General features: G+C 72.7%; 25 protein-coding genes and 1 pseudogene. 18 read left to right on the forward strand and 8 right to left on the reverse strand.

The window, feature by feature from the left end:
- The first annotated feature begins 113 nt into the window (after positions 1–113).
- Together VFV67_RS25245 and VFV67_RS25250 are read left to right on the forward strand one after the other, a co-directional pair.
- Positions 114–1,061, forward strand: coding sequence for a cytochrome c oxidase subunit II (locus tag VFV67_RS25245; RefSeq protein ID WP_326473171.1), 948 nt, complete (start codon positions 114–116; stop codon positions 1,059–1,061).
- A gap of 29 nt (positions 1,062–1,090) precedes the next feature.
- On the forward strand, positions 1,091–1,492 hold the full coding sequence (locus VFV67_RS25250; RefSeq protein ID WP_326473124.1) for a cytochrome c oxidase subunit 4: 402 nt from the start codon (positions 1,091–1,093) through the stop codon (positions 1,490–1,492).
- Between the two features lie 39 nt (positions 1,493–1,531).
- On the opposite strand, the gene trpD is transcribed toward VFV67_RS25250, so the two are convergent.
- Together trpD and VFV67_RS25260 are read right to left on the reverse strand one after the other, a co-directional pair.
- Positions 1,532–2,572, reverse strand: coding sequence for an anthranilate phosphoribosyltransferase (gene trpD / locus VFV67_RS25255; RefSeq protein ID WP_326473125.1), 1,041 nt, complete (start codon positions 2,570–2,572; stop codon positions 1,532–1,534).
- 5 nt (positions 2,573–2,577) lie between these two features.
- Entirely contained in the window at positions 2,578–2,988 is a 411-nt protein-coding gene (locus VFV67_RS25260; protein ID WP_326473126.1) for a hypothetical protein, read from the reverse strand.
- A 118-nt stretch (positions 2,989–3,106) separates the two neighbouring features.
- On the opposite strand from VFV67_RS25260, the gene VFV67_RS25265 reads away from it, so the two are divergent.
- The 6 genes from VFV67_RS25265 (at position 3,107) to VFV67_RS25290 (ending at position 8,862) form a co-directional block, all read left to right on the forward strand.
- Positions 3,107–3,709: a cytochrome c oxidase subunit 3 gene (locus VFV67_RS25265; RefSeq protein ID WP_414636346.1), complete on the forward strand. Its 603-nt coding sequence runs from the start codon at positions 3,107–3,109 to the stop codon at positions 3,707–3,709.
- A 20-nt stretch (positions 3,710–3,729) separates the two neighbouring features.
- Positions 3,730–4,530, forward strand: a complete 801-nt coding sequence (locus VFV67_RS25270) for a cytochrome c (protein WP_326473127.1) — start codon at positions 3,730–3,732, stop codon at positions 4,528–4,530.
- Positions 4,527–5,663: a ubiquinol-cytochrome c reductase iron-sulfur subunit gene (locus VFV67_RS25275; protein ID WP_326473128.1), complete on the forward strand. Its 1,137-nt coding sequence runs from the start codon at positions 4,527–4,529 to the stop codon at positions 5,661–5,663. Before VFV67_RS25270 ends, VFV67_RS25275 begins: the two co-directional genes overlap by 4 nt.
- A complete protein-coding gene (locus VFV67_RS25280) occupies positions 5,660–7,336 on the forward strand; it encodes a cytochrome bc complex cytochrome b subunit (protein WP_326473129.1) in 1,677 nt (558 codons plus the stop codon). The genes VFV67_RS25275 and VFV67_RS25280 overlap by 4 nt, the downstream gene beginning before the upstream one ends.
- Positions 7,333–8,301: a tat pathway signal sequence gene (locus tag VFV67_RS25285; RefSeq protein WP_326473130.1), complete on the forward strand. Its 969-nt coding sequence runs from the start codon at positions 7,333–7,335 to the stop codon at positions 8,299–8,301. The genes VFV67_RS25280 and VFV67_RS25285 overlap by 4 nt, the downstream gene beginning before the upstream one ends.
- A 78-nt stretch (positions 8,302–8,379) precedes the next feature.
- Positions 8,380–8,862, forward strand: a complete 483-nt coding sequence (locus tag VFV67_RS25290; protein ID WP_326473131.1) for a hypothetical protein — start codon at positions 8,380–8,382, stop codon at positions 8,860–8,862.
- 1,080 nt (positions 8,863–9,942) lie between these two features.
- Here VFV67_RS25290 and VFV67_RS25295 read toward each other — a convergent pair.
- A pseudogene (locus VFV67_RS25295) lies at positions 9,943–11,631 on the reverse strand (DEDD exonuclease domain-containing protein); the annotation flags it as partial.
- Positions 11,632–11,704: 73 nt separating this feature from the next.
- Between VFV67_RS25295 and VFV67_RS25300 the strand changes: the two are divergent.
- From VFV67_RS25300 to VFV67_RS25325, 6 genes are all read left to right on the forward strand, one after another.
- Positions 11,705–13,075 carry an NYN domain-containing protein gene (locus VFV67_RS25300; RefSeq protein WP_326473132.1) on the forward strand — a complete coding sequence of 457 codons (1,371 nt, stop codon included), beginning with the start codon at positions 11,705–11,707 and terminating at the stop codon, positions 13,073–13,075.
- A 162-nt stretch (positions 13,076–13,237) separates the two neighbouring features.
- Positions 13,238–14,983, forward strand: a complete 1,746-nt coding sequence (locus VFV67_RS25305) for a D-alanyl-D-alanine carboxypeptidase family protein (protein ID WP_326473133.1) — start codon at positions 13,238–13,240, stop codon at positions 14,981–14,983.
- A gap of 91 nt (positions 14,984–15,074) precedes the next feature.
- Positions 15,075–15,269, forward strand: a complete 195-nt coding sequence (locus VFV67_RS25310; protein WP_326473134.1) for a hypothetical protein — start codon at positions 15,075–15,077, stop codon at positions 15,267–15,269.
- A 471-nt stretch (positions 15,270–15,740) separates the two neighbouring features.
- Positions 15,741–16,739 (forward strand): NlpC/P60 family protein, encoded by a 999-nt coding sequence (locus tag VFV67_RS25315; RefSeq protein ID WP_326473135.1) that lies wholly within the window; start codon positions 15,741–15,743, stop codon positions 16,737–16,739.
- Between the two features lie 72 nt (positions 16,740–16,811).
- Positions 16,812–18,152 (forward strand): hypothetical protein, encoded by a 1,341-nt coding sequence (locus VFV67_RS25320; protein WP_326473136.1) that lies wholly within the window; start codon positions 16,812–16,814, stop codon positions 18,150–18,152.
- Positions 18,153–18,174: 22 nt separating this feature from the next.
- Entirely contained in the window at positions 18,175–19,311 is a 1,137-nt protein-coding gene (locus VFV67_RS25325) for a glycosyltransferase family 4 protein (RefSeq protein WP_326473137.1), read from the forward strand.
- A 6-nt stretch (positions 19,312–19,317) separates the two neighbouring features.
- Here VFV67_RS25325 and VFV67_RS25330 read toward each other — a convergent pair whose 3' ends face one another.
- From VFV67_RS25330 to VFV67_RS25350, 5 genes are all read right to left on the reverse strand, one after another.
- Positions 19,318–19,707, reverse strand: a complete 390-nt coding sequence (locus VFV67_RS25330) for a hypothetical protein (RefSeq protein ID WP_326473138.1) — start codon at positions 19,705–19,707, stop codon at positions 19,318–19,320.
- A gap of 14 nt (positions 19,708–19,721) precedes the next feature.
- Positions 19,722–20,000 (reverse strand): YbaB/EbfC family DNA-binding protein, encoded by a 279-nt coding sequence (locus tag VFV67_RS25335; protein WP_326473139.1) that lies wholly within the window; start codon positions 19,998–20,000, stop codon positions 19,722–19,724.
- Positions 19,997–21,067, reverse strand: a complete 1,071-nt coding sequence (locus VFV67_RS25340) for a CHAP domain-containing protein (protein WP_326473140.1) — start codon at positions 21,065–21,067, stop codon at positions 19,997–19,999. Before VFV67_RS25340 ends, VFV67_RS25335 begins: the two co-directional genes overlap by 4 nt.
- A 43-nt stretch (positions 21,068–21,110) precedes the next feature.
- Complete coding sequence (locus VFV67_RS25345) at positions 21,111–21,452, reverse strand: type VII secretion target (protein WP_326473141.1); 342 nt, start codon at positions 21,450–21,452, stop codon at positions 21,111–21,113.
- Positions 21,453–21,519: 67 nt separating this feature from the next.
- Complete coding sequence (locus VFV67_RS25350) at positions 21,520–22,425, reverse strand: hypothetical protein (RefSeq protein WP_326473142.1); 906 nt, start codon at positions 22,423–22,425, stop codon at positions 21,520–21,522.
- A gap of 43 nt (positions 22,426–22,468) precedes the next feature.
- Here VFV67_RS25350 and VFV67_RS25355 point away from each other — a divergent pair, with 43 nt between their 5' ends.
- Genes VFV67_RS25355 through VFV67_RS25370 form a run of 4 tightly spaced genes read left to right on the forward strand, consistent with a single transcriptional unit; the run spans position 22,469 to position 25,241 of the window.
- Positions 22,469–22,852 carry a polyketide cyclase / dehydrase and lipid transport gene (locus VFV67_RS25355; protein WP_326473143.1) on the forward strand — a complete coding sequence of 128 codons (384 nt, stop codon included), beginning with the start codon at positions 22,469–22,471 and terminating at the stop codon, positions 22,850–22,852.
- A 9-nt stretch (positions 22,853–22,861) separates the two neighbouring features.
- Complete coding sequence (locus VFV67_RS25360; RefSeq protein ID WP_326473144.1) at positions 22,862–23,653, forward strand: metallophosphoesterase family protein; 792 nt, start codon at positions 22,862–22,864, stop codon at positions 23,651–23,653.
- Positions 23,654–23,674: 21 nt separating this feature from the next.
- Positions 23,675–24,112: an SRPBCC family protein gene (locus tag VFV67_RS25365; RefSeq protein WP_326473145.1), complete on the forward strand. Its 438-nt coding sequence runs from the start codon at positions 23,675–23,677 to the stop codon at positions 24,110–24,112.
- Between the two features lie 7 nt (positions 24,113–24,119).
- On the forward strand, positions 24,120–25,241 hold the full coding sequence (locus VFV67_RS25370; protein ID WP_326473146.1) for an ArsA family ATPase: 1,122 nt from the start codon (positions 24,120–24,122) through the stop codon (positions 25,239–25,241).
- Positions 25,242–25,243 lie beyond the last annotated feature (2 nt).

Here is a 25,243-nt window from a genome sequence, read left to right on the forward strand (position 1 = left end):
AGCGCCCCAGTCGACCCAGTATCGCTGGCCTGCCCCGAACGGCGGCAGGCGGCTCCCACTGGGTAGGCTCCGGCTGGATCAAATCGGGACGCTGAGGAGGAGAAACCGTGCCCATGGTGCGCACCCCGGCGGTGTCACACGGGACCCTCGCCCCTGGCCGCCGCCTGGCGCGGATCGGTGGCCTCGCCGGGCTGGTGGCCCTCACGGCGACCGGGTGCTCGGGCGAGGAGGTGCTCCGGTTCGGCTGGCCCGAGGCGGTCACTCCGCAGGGTGAACGGATGCAGGTGTTCTGGACCTGGTCGGTGATCGCGGCCCTGGTCGTCGGCGTGATCGTCTGGGCGCTGATCCTGTGGCCGGTCATCGCGCACCGCAAGAAGGGCGACACGCTGCCCAAGCAGTTCCAGTACAACCACTTCCTCGAGTTCTTCTACACCGCCATCCCGGCGCTCGCCGTCGTCGTGCTGTTCTACTTCACCGTGGTCACCCAGAACTACGTGCTGGCCAAGGCGGACGCCGACGACGTGGACGTGACCGTGGACGTCGTCGCGTTCCAGTGGAACTGGGAGTTCACCTATCAGGACACCCGGACGCCGGACGGCGAGCCGGTGCGCACGCTGGGGACGTCCGACCTGATCCCGATTCTGGTGCTGCCGACCGACCAGACGATCCACTACAACCTGCGCGCCCGGGACGTGATCCACTCGTTCTTCGTGCCGGAGTTCAACTTCAAGCGCGACGTGTTCCCCGCGCCGGAGAAGAACAACCAGGACTCGTCGTTCCAGAACTCGATCGACCGCGAGGGTTCGTTCGTCGGCCGGTGCGCCGAGCTGTGCGGGATCTACCACTCGGCGATGAACTTCGAGGTGCGCGCGCTCTCGCCGGAGCGGTTCGACCGGTACATGTCGTTGCGGCAGCAGGAGAATCCGCGGACCGAGGATCCGTACACCGCGGGTGAGGCGCTGGCCGAGATGCAGCGGACCGATCCGAGCTGCGGCGAGCTGTGCTCGCCGCTCGCGACCACGACGGTGCCGTTCGACACGAAGCGGAACTCGTCGCGCTGAGCGACGGTTTCGGAAAGGGTGCAGCAGCAATGAAGGTCGAGGCCAGGCTCTTCGACATCACGACCGCGTTCTTCTTCGTGTCGGCCGTGGTGTACGGCTTCTGGGCCAAGGAACCGGTCGGCCTGATCGGGCTGATCCTCACCGGCGGCCTGTCCCTGATCATCGGCTCGTACTTCCACTTCGTGGCCCGTCGCACCGAGCAGCGCGCCGAGGACAACCCGGACGCCGAGATCAGCGACGGCGCCGGTGAGCTGGGCTTCTTCAGCCCCGGCAGCTACTGGCCGGTCGGCGTCGCCGCCTCCGCCGCCATCGCCGCGCTCGCCATGGCCTTCTGGCAGGTCTGGCTCCTGGTCATCGGCGCCGTCCTGCTGCTGCTGACCATCGGCGGCCTGGTGTTCGAGTACCACACCCGCCCCAACGTCACCGAGTAGGAGTAGGTGACCGCGGCCGGGATGCGGTGCTGTTTTCCGTTAGCCGGCGAGTTCGGCGGAGCGGGTCACCCAGCGGTTGAGCAGGCCGGCCGCGGCGCCGGAGTCGATGGCCTCGGTGGCGGTTTCCATGGCGGCGGCGAGGTCGGCGTGCAGGTCGCCGGACAGGCCACGGAACGTGGCGATGGCGGCGGCCGCGTTGAGCAGGACCGTGTCGCGCACCGCGCCGGGGGAGCCGGAGATCACCTTCTGCGCGATCGCGGCGTTGGTCGCGGCGTCGCCGCCGGCAAGGTCGGCGGCGGTGGCGGGCGCGACGCCGAGCCGGGCAGGGTCGATCGAATCCGGGCGCACGGTGCCACCGGAGACGGTCCAGACCCGGGTGGTCGTGGTCGTGGTGATCTCGTCCAGGCCGTCGTCCCCGCGCACCACCAGCATGGTGAAGCCGCGCGCGGCCAGCACCTCGGCCATGATCGGGGCCATCCGCTCGTTCGCGCAGCCGACCAGGCCCGCCACGGGCTGCGCCGGGTTGGTCAGCGGGCCGAGCACGTTGAACGTGGTCGGGATGCCGATCTCCCGGCGGGTCGGGCCGGCGTGCCGCAGCGCCGGGTGGAACGCGGGGGCGAAGCAGAACCCGATGCCCAGCTCGCCGACGCAGGTGCCGACCGCCTCCGGGGACAGCTCGATCCGCACGCCGAGCGCCTCGAGCACGTCGGCCGACCCGCACTGCGACGACGCCGCCCGGTTGCCGTGCTTGACCACCGGAACCCCGGCGGCCGCCGTGACCAGCGCGCTCATCGTGGAGATGTTCACCGAGCCGGACCGGTCGCCGCCGGTGCCCACCACGTCGGCCGCCCGCCCGTCCACCCGCACCCGGCGGGCGTGCCCCAGCATGGCCTCGGCCATCCCGGCCACCTCGGCCGGCGTCTCACCCTTTGACCGCAGCGCCACCACGAACGCGCCGATCTGCGCCGGGGTGGCGTTGCCTAACATGATCTCGTTCATCGCCCACGAGGTGTCCTCGAGCGCGAGGTCCTCCCGGCCGACCAGCCGGGTGAGCATCTCGGGCCAGGTCCGGGTCGTCATCCCGGTCACCCCCGCGCCACCGGCAGGCGCCGGGCGCGCAGCACGTCGGCCACGGTCTCGGCGGCGGCCAGCGGGTCGAGCGGGTAGATCACCACCGCGTCGGCCTGCGACCAGGTGGCCAGCCACCGGTCGTCCTTGCGGCGCACCGCGATCACGATCGGGCCGCAGTCGGTGATCTCGTTCTTGAGCTGCCGGCACAGGCCGATCCCGCCGGTCGGTTGGGCCTCCCCGTCCAGGATGGCCAGATCGATCCTGCCGGCGTCCATGGTCATCAGCACCTCGGACACGGTGCCCGCCTCGATGTAGTCCACCCGCCCGATGTCCGGGGCGGGTCGGCGACCCACCGCTGTGATGATCGCCTCTCGAATGTTGGGGCGGTGGCTGTAGACGAGGATCTTCAGCGGCTGCGTGCTCACGGTGCGCGCCCTTCTGGCAATCGACCAGGTTGGAGGCCTCGAATGGTATCGAGCGACCCCCGCGGCGCGCCGTGGACCCGAACAGGCGAGGGGGATCACCGCAAGACATAATGCCCGCGTGACGACCGCAGCGCCCTCCATCAGCCAACGGGTGCACTCGCTGAACCGGCCGAACATGGTCAGCGTAGGCACGATCATCTGGCTGTCCAGCGAGCTGATGTTCTTCGCCGGCCTGTTCGCGATGTTCTTCACGGTCAAGGCGCAGAACGACACCGAGCACTGGCCGCCGGAGCCCACCGAGCTGAACATCCCTTACGCGCTGGTTGTCACGATCATCCTGGTCGCCTCGTCCTTCACCTGTCAGATGGGTGTTTTCGCGGCGGAGAAGGGTGACGTGTTCGGGCTGCGCAGGTGGTACGTGCTCACCCTGATCATGGGCACGATCTTCGTGCTGGGTCAGGCCAACGAGTACCGCCAGTTGATCGCCGAGGGGACCACGATCCCGTCCTCGGCCTACGGCACCGTGTTCTACCTGACCACCGGGTTCCACGGCCTGCACGTGACCGGCGGACTCGTCGCGTTCGTCTACCTGCTGATCCGCACCAAGCTGAGCAAGTTCACGCCCGCCCAGGCCACGTCGGCGATCGTGGTGTCGTACTACTGGCACTTCGTCGACATCGTCTGGATCGGCCTGTTCACCGTCATCTACTTCATCCCGTGACCACGAGGACTGCCGCACAGATGATCAGCAAGAGGCTACGGAGCCGATCGAAGCTGCACCGCCGCGTGGCCGGCCTGCTTGCCCTGGCCGTGGCGCTGATCGGCATGGGTTTCCTGTACAGCGCGGTGGTCCCGGACCCGCAGACCGCGAACGCCCAGCAGGACCCGGCGCAGGTCCGCGAGGGCGAGCGGATCTACAACAACACCTGCATCAGCTGTCACGGCGGCAACCTGGAGGGGGAGGAGGGCCGCGGCCCGAGCCTGATCGGGATCGGCGAGGCGGCCGTGTACTTCCAGGTCGAGTCCGGTCGGATGCCCGCGGTGCAGCAGGGCGCGCAGATGGACGCGAAGCCGAAGGTCCTCACCACCGAGGAGATCGAGGCCCTGATGGCGTTCATCCAGTCGCACGGCGGCGGCACCACGCTGCCCGAGGAGCACGGCGAAGAGCTGCGCGGCGACAACCCGGCCCGCGGCGGCGAGCTGTTCCGGCTGAACTGCGCCTCCTGCCACAACTTCACCGGCCGGGGCGGCGCGCTCTCGTCCGGCAAGGTCGCCCCGGACCTGGACGGCGTCTCCGAGGACCTGATGTACGCGGCGATGCTGTCCGGCCCGGAGAGCATGCCGAAGTTCTCCGAGCGGCAGCTCACCCCGGAGGAGAAGAAGGACATCATCGCCTTCGTCAAGTCGGTCACGGACGGCAACAACAACCCCGGAGGTAACCCGATCGGTGGGCTCGGGCCGCAGTCCGAGGGTCTGATCGCGTTCATCGTGGGGATGGCGGCTCTGCTCGGCATCACACTGTGGATTGGAGCTAAGCAGTGAGCTCAGACAAGCCGGAGCTGCCGAGCGAGGCCGAGCTCGCCGAACTGGACCGGGACGAGCTGGTCAAGCTCGGCGGCCGGATGGACGGCGTCGAGCTGATCGAGTACCCGGACCCGTGGCCGGTCAAGGGAACCAGGGCGGAGCGGCGCGCGGAGCGCCAGGTGGCGTTCTGGTTCATCCTGTCGGCGCTGGCCGGGCTGGCGTTCATCGTCGTGTTCATCTGGTGGCCGTGGCAGTACGAGGCGCCGCAGGACGGGGTCTTCCAGCTCTACTACTGGTACACCCCGATGCTCGGCATCACCCTCGGCCTTTCCATCCTCGGTGTCGGCGTCGGCGTGCTGAACTACACCAGGAAGTTCGTCCCGCACGAGGTCGCGGTGCAGGATCGGCACGACGGCGGGTCCGCCGACATCGACCAGAAGACGATCCTGGCGCAGCTGTCCGACGCCGGGGTGCGCAGCACGATCGCCCGCCGCTCGCTGATCAAGCGCAGCGCGGGCGCCGGCGCCGGGATCATGGGCCTTGGCATCGGCGTGTTCACGCTCGGCGCCTTCCTGCGCAACCCGCACGCCCACTCCGAGGAGCCGGAGGGGTTGTGGCGCACCGGTTGGCACTCCGAGCCGGGCAACACCGAGAAGGTGTTCCTGCGCCGGGTCACCGGCGACGTCGAGGAGGTCGTGCTGGTCCGGCCCGAGGACATGGACGCCGGCTCGATGGAGACCGTGTTCCCGTTCCGCGAGTCGGAGCGCGGCAACCACGAGGCGCTGTCCGAGGCGCTGCGCCGTTCGGACAACCCGGTCATGCTGATCCGGCTGCGCCCGGAGGACGCCGCGAAGGTGATCAAGCACCGGGGCCAGGAGGACTTCAACTACGGCGACTTCTACGCCTACACGAAGATCTGCAGCCATCTCGGCTGCCCGACGTCGCTGTACGAGCAGCGCACCAACCGGATCCTGTGCCCGTGCCACCAGTCCCAGTTCAACGCGCTCGAGTACGCCAAGCCGATTTTCGGACCGGCCACCCGCAAGCTTGCCCAGCTGCCGATCGATCTCGACCCGGAGACTGGCTACTTCTACGCAAAGAGTGATTTCATGGAAGCGGTGGGACCGGCATTCTGGGAGCGTAAGTCATGAGTGGACTCACCACGCCCACAAAGCCGACCAACGTGGCCAGCCGCTTCGCCGCCGGCGCGGCCAAGTGGGCGGACGACCGGTACCACATGGCCGGCGGGCTGCGTAAGCAGCTCAACAAGGTCTTCCCGACGCACTGGTCGTTCCTGCTCGGTGAGATCGCGCTGTACAGCTTCATCGTGCTGCTGCTGTCCGGCACCTACCTGGCGCTGTTCTTCGACCCGTCGATGGCCGAGACCACCTACAACGGCAGCTTCGAGAACCTGCGTGGCCTTGAGATGACCAAGGCCTACGAGTCCACCCTGTTCATCTCGTTCGACGTGCGCGGCGGCCTGTTCGTGCGCCAGGTGCACCACTGGGCGGCGCTGCTGTTCATGGCCGCGATCGTGGTGCACATGTTCCGGGTGTTCTTCACCGGAGCGTTCCGCCGGCCGCGTGAGGTCAACTGGGTGATCGGCGTGATCCTGTTCGCGCTTGGCGCCACCGAGGGCTTCGCCGGCTACTCGCTGCCGGACGACCTGCTCTCGGGTGCCGGGCTGCGGATCATGTCCGGGCTGATCCTGTCCATCCCGGTGATCGGAACCTGGACGCACTGGTTGCTGTTCGGCTCCGAGTTCCCCGGCACCGAGATCATCCCGCGGCTCTACACCGCGCACATCCTGCTGATCCCGGGCATCCTGCTGGCGCTGATCGCGGTGCACGTCGGGTTGGTCTGGTACCAGAAGCACACCCAGTTCCCGGGGCTGCGGCGCAAGGAGACCAACGTCGTCGGCGTGCGGATCATGCCGGTGTTCGCGCTCAAGGGCGGCGGGTTCACCGCGATCGTGGTCGGCGTGACCGCGTTGCTCGGCGGGTTGTTCCAGATCAACCCGATCTGGAACTTCGGGCCGTTCAACCCGGCGCACATCTCCGCCGGCACCGTGCCGGACTGGTACATGGGCTGGACCGACGGGCTGATCCGGCTGTGGCCGGCCTGGGAGATCTATCTCGGCAACTACACGATCCCGGCGGCGTTCTTCCCGTTCATGATGGGCCTGCCGCTGCTGATTCCACTGGCCATGGTCTATCCGTGGATCGAGCGACATTTCACCAAGGACCACGCGCACCACAACCTGCTGCAGCGGCCGAGGGACGTGCCGGTGCGCACCAGCCTGGGCGTCATGGCGATCACGTTCTTCATGGTGACGCTGCTGTCGGCGGCCAACGACGTGCTGGCCGACAAGATCCACATCTCGCTGAACGCCACCACTTGGATGGGCCGGATCGCGCTGCTGGTGCTGCCGCCGATCGCCTACTACTTCACCTACCGGATCTGCCTCGGTCTGCAGCGGTCGGACCGGGCGGTGCTCGAGCACGGCGTGGAGACCGGCATCATCAAGCGGCTGCCGCACGGTGAGTTCATCGAGATCCATCAGCCGCTCGGCCCGGTGGACGACCACGGCCACCCGATTCCGCTGGAGTACCAGGGCACCCCGGTGCCGAAGAAGATGAACAAGCTCGGCTCGGCCGGCGAGCCGGTGGCCGGTTCGCTGCTGCGACCGGACCCGACGGAGGAGACCGCGGCGCTGGCCAGGGCCAGGGCGGCCGAGCACGAGGCGCTCGAGATCGAGCCGGCCGCGGCGGCCAGTACCGAGGTGGCGACGTCGGAGGATCCGAGTCGGAAGCCGCTGGGTTGAGCCCGGCCGGGCGGTGCGCCCGCGTCCTGATCGCGGCGGCGGTGCTGGTGGCCGCCGCCGGGTGCGGGTCCGCGCCGTCGGGCGAGATGTCCCCGGCCCATCTGGTGCTGAATCCGGCCTCGTCGTCGCACACCACGCCGCCACCGGTGTCCGCCGGGCCGCCGGTCGCGTCCGCCAGCACCCCGCCGCCGGCCCCGCCGCCGGCCGCGGAGTGCCCGCTGCCGCAGTCCGGGTTCGACTGCGACTTCCAGCGCCGGTTCGCCAGCGCCGAGGCCTACCTGGCCAAACGGCCGGGCACGGTGGGCATCGTGGTGCACGACCGGAAGACCGGCGCGGTGTGGCACAACGGCCACGCCGGTGACCCGACCTGGACCGCGTCCACGATCAAGCTGGCCATGACCGTGAACCTGCTGCTGCGGGACCGGGCGGGAGAGATCGCGCTGACGGTCGAGGACCGCGGTCTGATCCACGCCATGCTGAACAGCTCGGACGACAACGCGGCGGACACGCTGTGGTTCCGCTACGCCGGGGCCGACCACATGGCGTTCAACAACGCCTTCTCCGGCTACGGGATGACCTCGCTGGCCCCGCAGCGCGGCTTCGCCGACTTCTATCCGTACTGGGGCTTCCAGAAGTGCACCGCGGACGACCTCGACCGGCTGATGAGCTACGTGCTTGGCGAACTGCCGGCCGATCTGCGTGACTACGTGGTCGGCGAGCTGCGCGGGGTGGCCCCGAACCAGCAGTGGGGCGTGTGGGCCGCCGGCCCCGCCGCCCGGCCGGGCAACAAGAACGGCTGGTCGTCCGAGCAGGGCGGCTGGGTGATGAACACGGTCGGCTTCGCCGGTCCCGCCGAGCGCTACGTCTTCGCCGCGATGAACAACCTGCGCGGCAAGGGCGGCTACGACGCCGGCAAGGCCACGGTCAGCGAGATCGCCCGGATCATCCTGGCCGGCCGCGCCTGACCACACGGGCTCTTTACAACCCCGGCCAGTGCCCGCAGAATGAGCGCGCCTGGTAATGATCATTATCTGGGGGAGCCGATGAGCACCCGTCGGTTCGGGCCGCTCGCCTACCTGGCCGCGGCCGTCGTGTTGATCGCCTTCGTCAACTTCTTCTGGTTCGTCACGGAGAGCGTGTCGCCCGGTGGTGCCGCTCCGGACTGGTACCGGGTCCACACCATCAGCACCTGGGTCACCCACCCGCTGGGCATACTCGGCATGTTCTACCTGGTGGCTCGGGTCCTCCCGAGAATCCGTCGGGAGCGGCTCGCCGAGACCGGGTCCGGGGCCACCGAGCCTGCTGAGTCCGCCGCCACACCGGCGGCCGGGGGACGGCTCGGAGCGGCCATGTCCGCGATGTCGCCGGTACACGTGCTCGGCATCGTGGCGGGCCTGTTGTTCGTCGGCCTCGGCCTGATGATCCAGTTGCTGGCCGGCGGGGCGGTCTCGCTTCTCATCATCGGTTTCGGGGTGTACGGCCTGGTGATGACCGTGCGGGAGATCGTCCGCAAGCCCGACGAGTGACCGTCTTGGTCCACTGTGGACAGAGAGATCGAACCGAATGGCGGCTTTGGTCGTAATGTCGGTCGGGGCACAGGCGCCCCCTTGCCGTATGCACAGAGCGGAGGATTACCGACCATGTTCCGTCGCCGTACGCTCCTGACCGCCGCCGTCGCCGTGCCGGCCGCGCTGGCAACCTCGTCCGCCATCACCGGCACCGCGTCGGCGGACGGCTCGCGGGGCTTCCCCACGGAGTTCCCGCTGCCCAACGGCTTCCTCCCGGAGGGCATCGCGATCGGCCCGGGCCCGTTCGCGTACTTCGGCTCACGGGCCGACGGCCGGATCCACCGGGTCAACCTGATCACCGGGGTCGGCCGGGACGTCAGCGCCGGCCCGGGCACTCCGTCGGTGGGGCTGAAGACCGACGATCGCAGGATCTACGTCTCCGGCGGCAATGCCGGCAACGGCCGGGTCATCGACCTGCGCTCGGGCACCATCCTGGCGTCGTTGACCTTCGCCGCCGCCCCCACGTTCATCAACGACGTCGTGCTCACCCCGCGGACCGCTTGGTTCACCGACTCGCAGAACCCCTTCATCTACGGGGTTCCGCGCGGCCGCGGGGTGCCCGAACAGGCCGACGTGGTCCGGCTCCCGCTGTCCGGGGACTACGTGCACGTGGCCGGGTTCAACGCCAACGGCATCGCGCGCACCCCGGACGGGCGGGCGCTGCTGATCGTCCAGTCCGCCACCGGCCTGTTGTTCCGGGTCGACCCGGGCACCGGCGTGGCCGCCACCGTCGACCTCGGCGGCGAACTGCTCACCAACGGCGACGGCCTGCTCGTGGAGGGCCGCACCCTGTACGTGGTGCAGAACCAGCTCAACCGGGTCGCGGTGTTCCGGCTGGACCGGTCCGGCGGCTCCGGCCGGCTGGTGGAGCGGCTCACCGACCCGAGGTTCGACATCCCCACCACGGTGGCCTCGTTCGGCAACCGGCTCTACCTGCCCAACGCCCGGTTCAGCACCCCGCCGACGCCCGAGACCCCGTACAGCGCCGTCGCCATCCGCAAGTAGGTCCCGGGCGTGATCCGGCGCGGTGCCGCCGTGGGCCGAGTCTGCGCGCGCCAGCCATGGTCGCCAGCTGGCCGCGCACTGGGCGGGCTCGGTCCACGGCGCCGAGCACCGGACCATCCGGGTACCCGGCCGGTCCAGCCAGCGCAGGATCACGCCCACCTCCTCGGCCGGGGCGCCGCGTAACGGCCCCGGCTCGGGGCGCACCGTCTCGGCCGAGGCGACCAGCGCGTCCACCACCGGCATGGGCGGCACCCCGCGCCGGGCCACCCCGGCCGAGGCCAGCCGCCCGTGCCGGACCACCGCGAACTCCCAGCCGCCGGACTGGTCCGGCCGGGCGGCGACCAGCTCGGCCACGGTGGCCAGGGCGGCCAGCCGCTGCCCCCGGTCAAGCACCCGGACCAGCGTGCGCATCCGGTCCCGGGACAGCCCGGCCTGCTCGAACCGCCCGGCCCCGGCCAGCTCGGCGAGCCGGTTCGCGAGGTGCCGCAACGGGTCGAGCCGCCGGCCGGTCACCAGCAGGCGCACCGCCTCGACCGCCGGCCGGTACTCGGCCGTGCTCTGCCGCCCCGCGCACGGCGCCCCGCACCGACCCAGCTCGGCCAGCGCGCACGGCCGGCCGCGCGGCGAGCGGGCCGGGATGCGCTGCGTGCACGGCCGGATCCCGGTCGCATCCTGCAGCGCGAGCGTCGCCTCCTCGGCCAGCCGGTGCGAGCGGAACGGTCCGAGCGCTCCGTCCCGGGGCGCCCGCACCACCGACAGCCGGGGGAACGCCTCGTCGGTCAACGTGACCCACCACGCCTGCCGGGGGTTCTTCGAGCGCCGGTTGTACATCGGCCGGTGTGCGGCCAGCAGCCGCAGCTCCCGCACCTGTGCCTCGAGCGGGTGGGCGCAGGTCACCGCGTCCACCCGGACCGCGAGCCGGACCATTTCGCGCAGCCGCCTGCGGGTCTCACTGGCCGTGAAGTACTGCCGGACCCGGCGGCGCAGGTCGGACGCGGTGCCGACGTAGAGCACCTCCTCGCCCGGGCCGCGGAACAGGTACACGCCCGGCTCGTGCGGCAGGTGCGCGGCCATCGTGCGTTTGCGGCGCTGCTCCGGCGTGACGTCCGGGATGTAGTCCAGTAGCTCCTCGAGGGTGTGCACGCCGAGCGAGCCGACCCGCTCCAGCAGCGCGTGCAGCACGTCCACGGTGGCCTGCGCGTCCGGCAGCGCCCGGTGTACCGGCTTGGTGCCGGACCGGAACAGCTCGGCCAGCGCGGACAGCCGGCAGGACGGCGCCTCCTCCCTGGACAGCACCCGGCGGGCAAGGCGCACCGTGCACACCACGGCCGGCTTCGGCCAGGCGTAGCCGAACCGGTTGCAGGCCGCGCGCAGGAACCCGATGTCGAAGCCCGAGTTGTGCGCGACCAGCACCGCGCCCGCGGCGAACTCCAGGAACGCCGGCAGCACCCGCTCCAGCCGGGGCGCCGCGCACACCATCGCGTCGGTGATGCCGGTCAGCGCCACGATCTCGGGTGGGATGCCGCGGCCGGGGTCGACCAGCGTGGCGAACTCGCCGAGCACCTCCCCGCCGCGCACCTTGACCGCGCCGAACTCGGTGATCGTGTCCTCCGCGGTGGCGCCGGTGGTCTCCAGGTCGAACACCACGAACGTGGTGGTCCGCAGCGGGGTGCCCAGCTCGTCGAAGCTGAGCTGGGTGCGGGGGCGGTGCGGCGCGGTCATCACCGCCGCACGCTAGGCCAGACCACCGACAACGGACCGCGCATCCCGACTGCCACCCCGTTAGCCTTGTGGGATGGCTCCGTCGTCCCAACCGGTCGAGCCGGCGCAGGACGCGCCGGCCGGTCCGCCCGCGGCGGACGGCGCCTCGGCCAACGGGTCCACTGTGGACTGGAGCCAGCTGCCGGACGCGGTCCGGGTCCGGCTGGCCGAGCTGGCCGCCGAGGCGATCGCGGTGCTGCCCCGGGTGGACATCCCGCAGCAGCTGCGCGCCGTGGCGCGGTTCGCGCCGGCCAAGCGGGCCCGGCTCGGCGGCGGCTCGATCGTGGCCAGCCTGCGGGACTCGGTGGCGTTCCGGACCGCGGTCGTGGAGTGGTGCCGGGAGCACCGCCCGGCCGTGCTCGACCTGGGCGGCGGGGACCCGGTCGCGGTCGCCGCGGCGGCGGTGCTGCTCGGGGCGGACAGTGCCGAGCACTACCTGGAGCTGGTGTCCCGCCGGGCGTCGGACGCGAACCTGCGGGCCGAGCGGGACGGCGCCGTGGCCAGGGCGGACCGGGCCCAGGCGGAGCTGCGCCGGATACAGGCCGAGCTGGACGCCGCGCAGGGCGCCGCCGACCGGGTGCGGGCCGAGGGCGAGGTGGAGCTGGAGCGGCTCCGCAAGAAGCTGCGTGAGCAGGGCGTGAAGCTGCGCGAGGCCAAGGACGAGGCGGCCAGGGCGGTCGCCGCGGCGGATCGGATGCGCACCGACACCGCCGCCGAGCTGGCCGCGCTGACCGAGCAGCGGGACCGGGAGCGGGAGCGGTCCGAGCACGAGCGGATCAGAGCCGAGCGGGCCGAGGCCGACGCGGAGATCGCCCGGCAGTCCGCCCGGGAGGCCCGGCAGGCCGACGAGGTGCGGCTGGCGCTGCTGGTCGACACGCTGGACGGTGCGGTCACCGGGTTACGCCGGGAGCTGGCGCTCGGCGGGGCCGGGCCGCGGCCGGCCGACATGGTCCGCGGGGCCACCGCGGCGCAGGGCGTGGTCGGCCGGGTGGAGGATCCGGCGGCGCTGGACCGGCTGCTCGCGCTTCCGTCGGTGCATCTGGTGGTGGACGGCTACAACGTCACCAAGACCGGTTACCCCGAGCTGTCCCTGTCCGACCAGCGGGACCGGCTGATCCGCCAGCTCGCCGCGCTGGCCGCCCGGACCTCGGCCGAGGTGACGCTGGTGTTCGACGGGGCCGGCGTGGTGGCCGTGCCCACCGCGGCGCCGCGCGGGGTACGGGTGCTGTTCAGCGACCCCGGGGTGCTGGCCGACGACGTGATCAGGGCGCTGGTCACCGCCGAACCCGAGGGCCGCCCGGTGGTGGTGGTCACCTCCGACCGGGCGGTGGCCGATTCGGTGCGCAGGCGCGGCGCCCATCCGGTGCCCTCCGCGGTGCTGCTGGCCCGGCTCGGCCGGGTGTGATGGCCGGCCGGCGCGTGACGCGCGCGGACCGGGCGCGTTAGTCCAAGCGTGGATCATCGTGTGAAGTCTCGGCCCGACCAACGCAACCTCAGGGGCACCGTGACGTCACCCAGCCACAACCAACGGCCGATCCGCACCTTCGCTGGAACGCGACGACAGCGGTTGATTCCGGAGCGGCGGACCAGTGCGATCGCCGGGGTGGTGCTCGCGCTCGCGGTCAGTGTGCCCGGGGTGTCCGTGGCGCAGCCGGACCCGGACCGGATCGAGGCCGGGGTGGCGCCCGGGGCGCCGGTGCCGGACAGCCGGCCGGGCGAGGCGTTCGCGGACCCGAAGGTGGCCCAGCTCCAGCGGACCGCCTCCGACGTGCAGCGGGAGCTCGGTGACCTGGCGGCCCGGATCCACGAGGCCGAGGCGGAACTGCGCGCCGCGACCGACCGGCTCGGCCGGGCCAGGTCCGAGCGGGAGCAGGCCGACCGGGTGGTCGCCGCGCAGCAGGCCGAGGTCGACCGGTACTCGGCGGCGGTGTTCTCCGCCTCGGCGGCGCCGGGCACGATGCGCGTGCTGCTCACCGCGGACAGCCCGGAGAACTTCCTGGCCGGCGCCGAGTTGGTCGACCGGTTGCGGGTCGACCTGGACGCCCGGCTGACCGCCGCCGTGCACCGCCGCGACGCCGCCGCCGCGGCCGAGGGCGCGGCGGCCTCGGCCGAGCGGGCCGCCGCCGAGCGGCGCACCGACCTGGAGCGGCGCACCGCCGACGCCACCAACCGGGCCGCCGCGGTGTCCTCCGACCTGCGCGGCGTGCTGGCCGCCACCGACGAGGCGGTCACCGCGCGCCAACGGGCCCAGCGGGAGCGCAACGAGGCCACCGCGGCCAACTGGCGGGCCTACACCGCCCGGCTCACGGCGGCGGGCATCGTCGCACCGCCGGCCGCGGCCCTGCGCGACCCGGCCCGGCTGCCGCCCGGCCTGCAACCACTGCCCGGCCCGGGCGGCGCCGCGTCGGCCCAGCTGCCCTCCGGTGAGCGGCTGCTGGTGCTGCCCGCCGAGACCATCCGCGCGGTCACCATGGCGGTGGATGCGCTTGGCCGGCCGTACGTGCCCGGCGCCGGTGGCGCCGGGCCGGCGGCCTACTCGTGCGACGGCCTGGTCGGCGCCGCCTACGCGGACCTGGCGGTGCCCGGGTCGGTCGCCGAGCAGCTTGCCGTGCTCACCCCGGTCGCGCTGGCCGAGGCGCAACCGGGCGACCTGGTGTTCGCCGGCCCGCCCCGGTACGGCGCGCAGAGCGTCGGGATCCTGCTGGACCAGCACACCATGCTGACGGCGGACGCCCGCCTGACCGGCGTCGTGGTCGCCGACCTGCCGGCCGGCGACAGCCTGCTCGGCGTCGCCCGGCCCGCCCTGCCGCACCGCGCCCCGGTCCCGGCGCCGGCCGCGACCGACGGCGGCCTGGCGTGGCGCTGCGGGGGAGTGGAGTTACCCCCGCGTACCCCCGGCGAGGCGGTCGCCGCCTGGGGCGGCTACCCGAACGGCTTCATCCCGATCGCCGCCCTGTGCCCCGCCGACCACGCCGGCCACATGCTGCGCTGCGACGCCGCCCAGTCGTTCCAGGCCATGAGCGCCGGTTACGCCGCCGTGGCCGGCCAGCCGCTCTGCCTGACCGACTCCTACCGCACCTTCGACGCCCAGGTCCGCCTCTACGCCGCCAAGCCCGCGCTGGCCGCCATCCCCGGCACCAGCAACCACGGCTGGGGCTTGGCCGTCGACCTGTGCGGCGGCGCCGAAACCGCCGGCACCCCGACCCACGCCTGGCTCACCGCCAACGCCCGCGCCTTCGGCTGGTCGAACCCACCCTGGGCGCGCCCCGGCAACGGCCGCGAGGAGCCCTGGCACTGGGAGTTCACCGGCTGAGCCGGGGCCGGTTCGAACAGGTGACCGAGAATGTCGGTGGCCGTCCGTAGAGTCCGCGCCAAGTGATCAGCGAGAGCTGAAGGAGTGGACGATGTCGACCTTGATCGTGGACTGCGACAGCTGCGTGGTGCGTGGGCTGGCGTGCAAGGACTGCGTGGTCAGCGTGCTGCTGGGGGCGCCGCCCGCGGTGGAGCTGGACGACTTCGAGCGGCGCGCGATCGACGTGCTCGCCGGTGCGGGCCTGATACCGCGACTACGACTGGTGCCGGAGGAGCGATCGGCCTAGCCGAGGGTCCGGTTTGCCGGATTTGGGCCGACTCGCCGGGTGACACGCCCGGCCTATTGAGTTCCATCGGTGAACGGTCATTGGCAATCGACGAACGGCACACGACCAGGTGAACGGGGGTGTAATCGTGATCACAGTGCGAAGTCGGCGCTGCTCCGTTGGGGTTCACCAGCGCGTTCGGCGCCTTTTTTCCACGGTCCGGTAGACGGCGTGACTCACTTTTCGTAACCTAGCCGAGATCTCGCGGCCGACGGCCGTCAACCCCGAGGCGGCGACGCGGGATCGCCGCTGATTCGGCCTTGTCGGGAGGCTGGACCGGTATCCCCACGGTGGGGTGGAACCTGCGGAGATCCGCGGGTTCGCCTCGTCAGCGGTCCGAGACGAAACGGAGACCCCCGCGACGTGTCGTCGCACAAAGCGAAGCGCGCAGTCCGTGGAGCCCTCAGCATCTCTGCCGTCATCACGACGGCGGTGAGCCTCTCCCCCGTACCGGCACTGGCGCAACCAGAAGCCCCCGCCCCCCCGACCACGGCGTCCGAAGCGCTCAAGCAGTACCAGGACCTGTCCGGCCAGGCCTCCAAGGTCAACGAGGACCTCCTCGCGGCACGGAACGAACTGGTCAACCGTCAGGCCGACCTGGACAAGGCAACGGCCGACCTGGCCAACGCCCAGCAGAGCGAGGCCGCCGCCAAGGCCCAGGAAGAACAGTTCCGCGGCACCGTCGACGCCCTGGCCAGCGCCTCCTTCCAGGGCGCGCGGTTCTCCAGCCTGTCGGCCCTGCTCACCGGCGACTCGCAGCAGGAGTTCCTGGACCGCGCCTCGGCGCTGAACATGCTCGCCACCGAGAACGCCCAGGCGCTGCAGGCGTACAGCAGCGCCGTGGAGCAGGCCGCCACGGCCCGCCAGCAGGCCACCGACGCCCAGAACCGGTCCCAGGAGGCCAAGGCCAAGGCCGAGGCCCTGGTCGGTGAGATCGACAAGGCCAAGGCCGACCTGGACGCGCGGGTCTCGGATGCCGAGAAGGCCTACGCCCGGCTGTCCGGCAAGGACAAGCAGGACCTGGTCGGTCCCGACGACCACGGCGTCTACCTGGCCCCGGCCGGCGCCGCCCAGGCGGCCGTGCAGACCGCCCTCGACCAGGTCGGCGACCGGTACGTCTACGGTGCCGAGGGCCCGGACCAGTTCGACTGCTCCGGCCTGACCATGTACGCCTACCGGGCGGTCAACGTCGGCCTGCCGCACTCCAGCCGGGCGCAGTACACGCTCGGAAAGCCGGTCAAGTCCGGCGAGTGGATCGCGGGTGACCTGCTGTTCTACGGCGGCAGCGCCGGCAGCATCCACCACGTGGCGATGTACATCGGCAACGGCAAGCTGGTGCACGCCTCCACCTCCGGCGTGCCGGTCAAGGTGGCCGACGCCCCGTACGGCGGCGGTCGCGACTACCTCGGCGCCCGGCGCATCGTCGGGTAAGTCAGCCCAACGTGTTCCCTCGGGCCCGGTGCGTGCGCACCGGGCCCGAGTCGTGGTGGCTAACATCGCCCGGTGAGCAGCAGGGCGCGGTTCCGCGGCGGGCTGGGCGCGGCGGTGGCCGCCGCGCTGCTCTGCGGGCTCGTGCTGGTGTGGCTGCCGAGCGACCCGACCCCCGGCGCACCGCCCCCGGCCAGCCCGGGCCAGGGCCGCCCGCTCGGCGCGGTCCCCCCGCCCACCCCGGCCCAGTCCCGGGCCGACGCGGTCACCACGCTGCTGCGCGTCCGGGCCGACGCGCTGCTCCGCCGCGACGAGGCGGCGTTCCTGGCCACCATCGACCCGGCCGCCGACCCGGACTTCGCCGTCCGGCAGCGCGCCTTGTTCGCCCACCTCGGCGGGGTGCCGCTGGACGCGTGGGAGTACCACCTCGCCCCGGACGACGCGCTGGACACCTCGGCGATCCAGCGCGGCGGCGCCGACGAGCTCTGGGCGCCAGCGGTCGAGCTGCGCTACGCGCTGCGCGGCGCCGACCTGGTGCCGACCGGCCGGGCGATGGGCTACCTGTTCGCCCGCACCGGCGGCAACTGGTACCTGCGCTCGGACACCGCGCTGGACGGACTCGGCCGGCACACCTGGCGCGGGCCATGGGACTTCGGGCCGTGCCAGGTCACCACCACCGGCAACGGCATCGTGCTGGCCCACCCGGGCAGCGAGCGGCTGGTCGAACGGCTGGCCCGGGAGCTGGACTCCTCGGTGGCGGCGGTGAGCAAGCTGTGGGGCACCGACTGGTCGCAGCGGGTGGCGCTGCTGGTCCCGGACACTCCGGAGGAGATGCGCGCGCTGGTCGGCGCCGGGTTCCCGGTGGAGTCGGTGGTGGCCGTCGCCGTGGCCGACCGGGTCGACTCAGCGCGGCGCGCGGTCGCCGGCCAGCGCGTGGTGCTCAGCCCGACCAGCGCCAAGTCGCTGTCGGCGGCGTCGCTGCGGGTGGTGCTGCGGCACGAGATCCTGCACGTGGCGGCCCGGGCCGAGACCGTGGACGGCTCTCCGATGTGGCTGCTCGAGGGGTTCGCCGACTACGTGGGTTACCGGGAGAGCGGGATCACCCTGCGACAGGGTGCCCCGGACCTGGCCGACCGGGTCCGGCGCGGCGACCTGCCCCGGGAGCTGCCGCAGGACCAGGACTTCCGGTCCACCGGCCGGGACCTGGACCTGGTCTACCAGAAGTCCTGGTCGGTGGCCCGGTTCATCGCGCAGCGGTTCGGCGAGGACCGGCTGGTCGCGCTGTACCGCAGGCTGGCCGGGGCCGGGCCGATGTCGGCCGCGGAGACCGACGAGCTGCTCCGGGCGGCGATCGGCCTGGACCGGGCCGGCCTGGTCCAGTCCTGGCGGCAGTACCTGCACGACACGTTGGGGTGAACCCGGCCGGTAGGGTGCGCTGGTGCCGAGAACCTTGGTGGTGACCAACGACTTCCCGCCCCGGCCGGGCGGGATCCAGGCGTACCTGCACGCCCTGGCGACCCGGCTGCCCGCCCACGACCTGATCGTCTACGCGCCGTCCTGGCAGGCCCAGTCGGGCTCGCACCCGGAGTTCGACGCCGGTCAGCCGTTCGACGTGGTCCGCCACCCCGGCACGCTCATGCTGCCCACGCCCGCGGTGGCCCGCCGGGCCCGCGAGATCATCCGGTCCGAAGGCGTCCAGTCGGTGTGGTTCGGCGCCGCCGCGCCGCTCGGCCTGCTGGCGCCGACGCTGCGCCGGGCCGGCGTCCGGCGGATCGTGGCCAGCACGCACGGCCACGAGGTGGGCTGGTCGATGCTGCCCGGCACCCGGCAGGCACTGCGCCGGATCGGGTCGACCACCGACGTGGTGACCTTCGTCAGCCGCTACACCCGATCCCGGTTCGCCACCGCGTTCGGTCCGCTGGCCGCGCTCGAGCACCTTCCGTCCGGTGTGGACACCGATCAGTTCCAGCCGGATCCGTTGGCGCGCAAGGAGATCCGCGACCGGTACGGTCTCGGTGACCGCCCGGTGGTGGTCTGCGTCTCCCGGCTGTGGCCGCGCAAAGGGCAGGACATGCTGATCAGGGCGCTGCCGCTGATCCGCAGGCGGGTGCCGGACGCGGCCCTGCTGCTGGTCGGTGGCGGCCCGTACCAGGCCCGCCTGATGGCCATGGCCGAGCAGTTGGACGTGGCCCGGCACGTGGTGTTCGCCGGCCGGGTGCCGTGGCCGGAACTGCCCGCGCACTACGTCGCCGGGGACGTGTTCGCCATGCCGTGCCGCACCCACGGCCGCGGCCTGGACGTCGAGGGGCTCGGCATCGTCTACCTGGAGGCGTCCGCGTCCGGGTTGCCGGTGGTGGCCGGCCGGTCCGGCGGGGCGCCGGAGACCGTGCTGTCCGGGGTGACCGGGCAGGTCATCGACGGGCGGGACCTGGCCGCGCTGGTGGACTCGGTCGCCGGGCTGCTGGCCGACCCGGACCGGGCCGCGCTGATGGGCGAAGCCGGCCGGCGCTGGGTCGCCGAGCACTGGCGGTGGGACGACATCGCCGGCCGCCTCGCCACCCTGCTGGCGGGGTAGCGCCGGTCAGCGCGGCAGCGCCCAGCTCTCGATCGCGGAGAAGTCCTCGTCGGCCGGTGGGGTAGGCGCGGACTCCGGCGGGGGTGCTGGCTCCTGCGCGGTGAGCAGGGCCAGCAGCGGCTCGCCGGCGACCGGTTCGAGGGTGGCGACCCCCTCGGCCAGCGCGGCCGCCGCCGCCTCGTGGGTGAGCCGGGTGAGCTCGGCGGCGAGCCGGTCCGGCGGCAGCCGCAGCGCCTCCTCGGACAGCTCGACGGCGATGATCATGCCGTCCAGGTTGACCGTCACCTCGATCCCGTTCGCGGCCGCCCGGCCGGTGATCCCGGCCAGCCGGTCGGACACCCCGTGCGCCCGCTCGGCCAGTTCCGCGCTGGCCGCGATCAGCTCATCGGTCGACATGGCCGCCGGGTCCATCACACCCGCCAGGTGTGCGGCGTGGTCGTCTCGACCCGCTCGACCAGCCCGGCGTCGGTGTCCAGCCCGAGCCGGGTGACCGCGTCGCCCAGCGCGTGCCGGGCGCGCTGGTTGGCCCGCGCGGTGGCCTCGGCGACCGCCGCGACGACGGCCTCGGCCAGTGCCCGGCGGCCCAGCGCCGAGGCCCGCTCGGACAGCGTGAGCGAGCGCAGTGCCCCGCCCGGATACACCTCGGCCACGACCGCGGGGGTCCGGGCGGTCCCGGTGATGTCGGTCATCGCGGGTGCACCCCGCCGTAGAAGGTCGAGCCGGACAGCGTGTGGGTGACCCGCTGGACCCGGTCGCCGGAGTTGCCCTCGATCAGCGTCACCTGGTTGCCGTGCACGCTCTCCACGATCCCGATGTGCGTGCTGGTGCTGGTGCTCTGCGGGCCGGTGCCGAACAGCAGCACGTCGCCCGGCCGGACCTGGCCGAGGTTCCGGTTGCCGTAGGCGAGGCCGTGCCGCTGGCCCCACCGGTAGACGTCGCCGGTGAACGGCAGGATCGGGATGTTCACCCCGGACTTGCGCCACACCCAGGTGGCGAACGAGGAGCACCAGGCGGCCGCCGGGCCGTACTTGTTCCGGTTGCCGGGGCCCTCGTGGTAACCGAGCTGGCTGCGGGCCACCTTCTTGATCTTGTTGGTGGTGCCGGACCGGGTGGTCGGCTGGCCATCCGGCGTGCGTGGCTTGCGGTCCGGCTTGCGCCGCTGCGCCTTCCCCTTCGGCCGGCGCGTCCGGGTCGGGTCGACGAAGCCGTCGTGTTCGACGGTCCGCTCCAGCGCCCGCAGCGCCGTGGCCGACTCGCGCAGCTGGTGCTGCACCGCGGCGAGCTGCTTGGCCGACTCGCCGGTGTAGTCGCGGACCAGGTCGACCACCTGGCCGACCGCCCGCACCAGCGCGGCCTGTGCCCCGGCGCCCTTCACCGCGAGCCCGGCGTCCAGCGCCGCCGCCGCCCGGGTGGTGTACTCCTCGACCAGCCGCACCACCGCGCGGTGCCCGCCGTCCAGCGCGGCCGCCGCGGTGCCGACGATCTCCGCGCCGCGCCCGGCCGAGGCCGCCGTGACCTCGAGCGACTTCGTCACCCGGCGGGCCCGCCGGTCGAACGCGCCGGCGTTGGACCCGTCCCAGTGGCTGGTGGCGGTGGCCGCGTCGCGGTGATGGGCGTCGCGGTGCTCGGTGATCGCCCGCGCGCCGGCGGCCAGCACCTCGTGCGCGCGCTGGGCGTCCTCGGCCTTGCCGGCCAGCCGGTCGCGGTGCTCGATGAGCTGTCCGGCGACCTTGCGCGCGATGAGTCTGGTGTCCACGTGTGTGCCCCTCGGCGTCAGATTGATGCGCTCGCACGCTCGCTCAGTCGAGCAGGTTCAACAGGTCCTCGGCGAGCTCCTGGTCCTGCCGGCGGTAGTTGCGCGCGGTCTTGGCCACGCCGTCGCTGAGCTTGTCCGCGTTGCCGGCGATCCCGCCGACCTGGTGCTCAAGCGCACCGGCGAACCGGTTCAGCGCGGCGGTGAAGCCGGTCTCCCTGCCGATCCGGCCGAAGCTGTCCTCGGTGATCTCCCGCACCGTGGCGATCCGGCGCCGGGCCAGCCGGGTCAGCTCCTCGGCGAGCTGCCTGGTGTGCCGCACGTAACCGGTGAGCTCGTCGGCGGCGATGCTGTAGCCCACCGCCTGGCTGATCTGCTGCGCGTCCACGGGGCAACGATCGCCGGACCGGCCGGCCGCCGGGAAGCCCCGGTGCACGGGTGGGCAGCGGGGTTGCTCAGACGGACTGGACCGCGATCCCGATGCCGCGGAAGAAGTGCCGCAGCCGCGGGTCGACCGGCTCACCGGGGCACAGCACCGCGGTGCACCGTCCGCCGAGCGCGGCCCGCACCTTGGGGTAGACCAACCGGTTCGCCGCCATGTGCTTGCCGAGCAGCGTGATACCCGGACCGGTCCGGTCCAGGGATCGGCTGTACTCCACGGCGACCGCCTCGGCCGCGGCGAACAGCCGGCCGCGGTCCTCGGCCCGGGCCCGGTTCCTGGCCGCGTCGTGCACCCGCTCGAGCAGGTCCGGCTCGGCCACCACCACCGTCGGGCGGTAGCTGCCGAGGTCGGCGTCCCGGCCGATGGCCAGCGTGGTGCGGGTGTACACGCCGCACAGCACCATCAGCCGGGCGAGCGGGTGCTCCACCGGCAGCCGGATCAGCATCGAGCTGCCGACGCCGAACAGCCGCGCCCGGCGCAGCACCGTGCCGCGCACCGCGGCCAGCAGCTCGCCATGGCTGGCCTCCGCGGTCGCCGGGTCGGTGGCGCCGACGGCCAGCCGGCGGGCGTGCGCCACCCGCTCGTCGACCGCGCGCCCGGCCTCGGCGAGCCGGCCGGGGACCACCGGGTCCGCGCCGGGCACCGGCACACCGCCCGAGGTCCACACGCCGAACTGGGCCAGCACCCAGTCGTACCCGGCGCCCCCGGTGGGGATCCGCGCGCCGGGCGGGTGGCCGGCCGCGATCAGCCCGCGGGCCACGTCCAGCACCTGGCCGGCGAACTCACGCGCGGTGACGTCGCGCCAGGACTCGTTCTCCCGCCGGCGGAAGACGACCGCGTCGGCGAACCGCTCCGCGTTGGCCCAGACCATGTCGGTCAGGTTCTCCTGGTCGGTGACCGCCGCACCGATACTCGACACGTCCAGAAACCGTAGTGAGGTGCCCGCATGAGAGGCTGCACGGGTGCCCGAACTGGACATCGTGGACGAGACGTTCCTGGTCGCGCCGCCCAAGGCAGTGGCCGCGGTGTTCGCCGACCCGCTCGCCTGGCGCCGGTTCTGGCCCGACCTCGCCCTCGAGGTCTACGCCGACCGCGGCGACGCCGGGCTGCGCTGGACCGTGCGCGGCGCGCTGGTCGGCACCATGGAGGTCTGGCTGGAGCCGGTGCTGGACGGCACGGTGCTGCACTACTTCCTGCGGGCCGACCCGGCCGGCGGTCCGCGCCGGGGCCGGGACCTGTGCCGCGAGCGCACCCGCCGGCAGCTGGCCGCGAAGTCGTTGGCACTGGGCCTCAAACACCGGCTGGAGGAGGGCAGGAGACCTGGCTGCCCGCCCGCGCTCACGTAGGGTTTGCTGGTGCGGCTTCACGTGGTCTCCGACGTGCACGGCAACGTCGACGCGCTGGCCAGGGCCGCGGACGGGGCGGACGCGCTGCTCGTGCTCGGCGACCTGATCGACTTCGTGGACTACCACGACCATTCCGGCGGCATCCTCGGTTCGATCTTCGGCGCCGAGAAGGTCGCCGTGTTCGCCGCGCTGCGCCGCGAGCGCCGCAGCGCCGAGATCGTCTCCTACGTCAGCTCGCTGTGGGGGAGCCTGGCCGACCCGGGCGCGGTGGTGGAGGAGGCGATCCGCGAGCAGTACGCCAAGCTGTTCGCCGCGCTGACCGCGCCCACCTACGCCACCCCCGGCAACGTCGACATGCCCGAGCTGTGGCCGGAGTACGCCGGGGACAACGTGCGGATCCTGGACGGCACGGTGACCGAGATCGGCGGGCTGCGGTTCGGCTTCGTCGGCGGCGGGCAGCTGCCGCCCACGGTCACCAAGCGCCGGCGCGGCGGCGGATGGCGGCCTTACCTGCGCACCGCCGAGGAGTACACCGCCGCGGTCCGCGGGCTGGACCCGGTGGACGTGGTGTGCACGCACATCCCGCCGGACCTGCCCGAGCTGACCTACGACGTGCTGGCCCGGCGGGCCGAGTACGGCTCGGCCGGCCTGCTCGAGCTGATCCGGGAACGGGCCCCGCGCGCCTCGCTGTTCGGGCACGTGCACCAGCCGCTGGCGGCCCGGATGCGGGTGGGCCGCACCGAATGCGCCAACGTCGGACATTTCCAGCGCGCCGAGCGGCCATACGTTCTGCGCTGGTGAAGTGCGGGGTAACCTGCCGCCATGGCCGACGAGTCCACTCAGTCCATCGTGGTTGACGCCCCGCCCACCGCCATCATGGGGGTGATCGCGGACTTCCCGGCGTATCCCGAGTGGGCCAACGCGGTCAAGCAGACCGAGGTGCTGGAGACCGGTCCGGACGGCAACGCCAGCCAGGTGCGGTTCACGTTGGACGCCGGCCCGTTCAAGGACGTCTACACGCTGTCCTACGCCTGGGCCTCCGACGGGCTCTCGGTGAACTGGAACCTGGTCAAGGGCCAGATGCAGCGTGCCCAGACCGGGACCTACCAGCTCACGCCGGAGGGCGAGAAGACCCGGGTGACCTACACGCTGTCGGTCCAGCTCGTGGTGCCGATGATCGGGCTGTTCCGGCGCAAGGCCGAGAAGATGATCATGGACACCGCGCTGAAGGAGCTCAAGCGCCGCGTCGAGGAAAGCTAGCCCGGCATTGCGCATCCTCCTGTTCACCGGCAAGGGCGGGGTGGGGAAGACCACCCTGGCCGCCGCCACGGCCGCCCGGCTGGCCGCAGGCGGACGCAAGGCGCTGGTCGTGTCCACCGACCCGGCGCACTCGCTGGCCGACGCGTTCGGCGTGCCGCTGTCCGGCGAACCGTCCGAAGTGGACAGTTGCCTGTTCGGGGCGCATGTGGACGTTCGCGCGCTGGCCGACCGGTCCTGGCCGCGGTTGCGCGAGGCGCTGCGCCGAGTGCTGTCCGGGGCCGGGGTGGACGAGCTGGACGCCGAGGAGCTGACCGTGCTGCCGGGCGTGGACGAGCTGCTCGCGCTCACCGAGGTGGCCCGGCTGGCCGACGACGGTCCGTGGGAGGCCGTCGTGGTCGACTGCGGGCCGACCGCGGAGACGCTGCGGCTGTTCGCGCTGCCCGAGGCGATCGCCGGCTACCTGAGCCGGATCCACCCGGTCGCCGGCGGCGCGGCCACCACCCTGGCCGAGCATCTCGGGACGCTGCGCGGGCTGCTTGCCGACCCGGAGCGGGCCGGCGTGCGGCTGGTGTTCACTCCCGAGCGGCTGGTGGTGGCCGAGACCCGGCGCACGCTCACCGCCCTGGCGCTGCGCGGCATCCACGTCGAGGGGCTGGTGGCCAACCGGTTGGTGCCGCGGGCCCGGCGCTGGTCCGGTCCGGCGGCGAGCTGGCTGCGCACCCGGCGGGCCGAGCAGGACGCGGTGCTCGCCGAGCTGGCCGCGTCCACCCCGCTGGCCGTGCGGGTGGTCGAGCACCGGGCCGCCGAACCGGTCGGCACCGCGGCGCTGCTCGACCTGGCCGACGAGCTCTACGCCGGTGCGGACCCGCTGGCCCGCACCCACCGGCCGGCCCCGCTGCTCTCGGTACGGGCGGCCGGGGCGGCGCAGGAGCTGGTGATCGCGCTGCCGCTGACCGACACCGCGGACCTGGACCTGGCCAGGGCCGGCGACGACCTGGTGATCACCGTGGACGGCGTGCGCCGGCTGATCGCGTTGCCGGCGCTGCTGCGCCGGCACACCGTCACCGACGCCGAGGCCGGCCCGGACGGTCTGGTGCTGCGGTTCGAGCCGGACGGCGGGCCGCGTTGACC

This window comes from Actinophytocola sp. (assembly GCF_035762905.1).
Lineage (GTDB): Bacteria > Actinomycetota > Actinomycetes > Mycobacteriales > Pseudonocardiaceae > DASYTH01.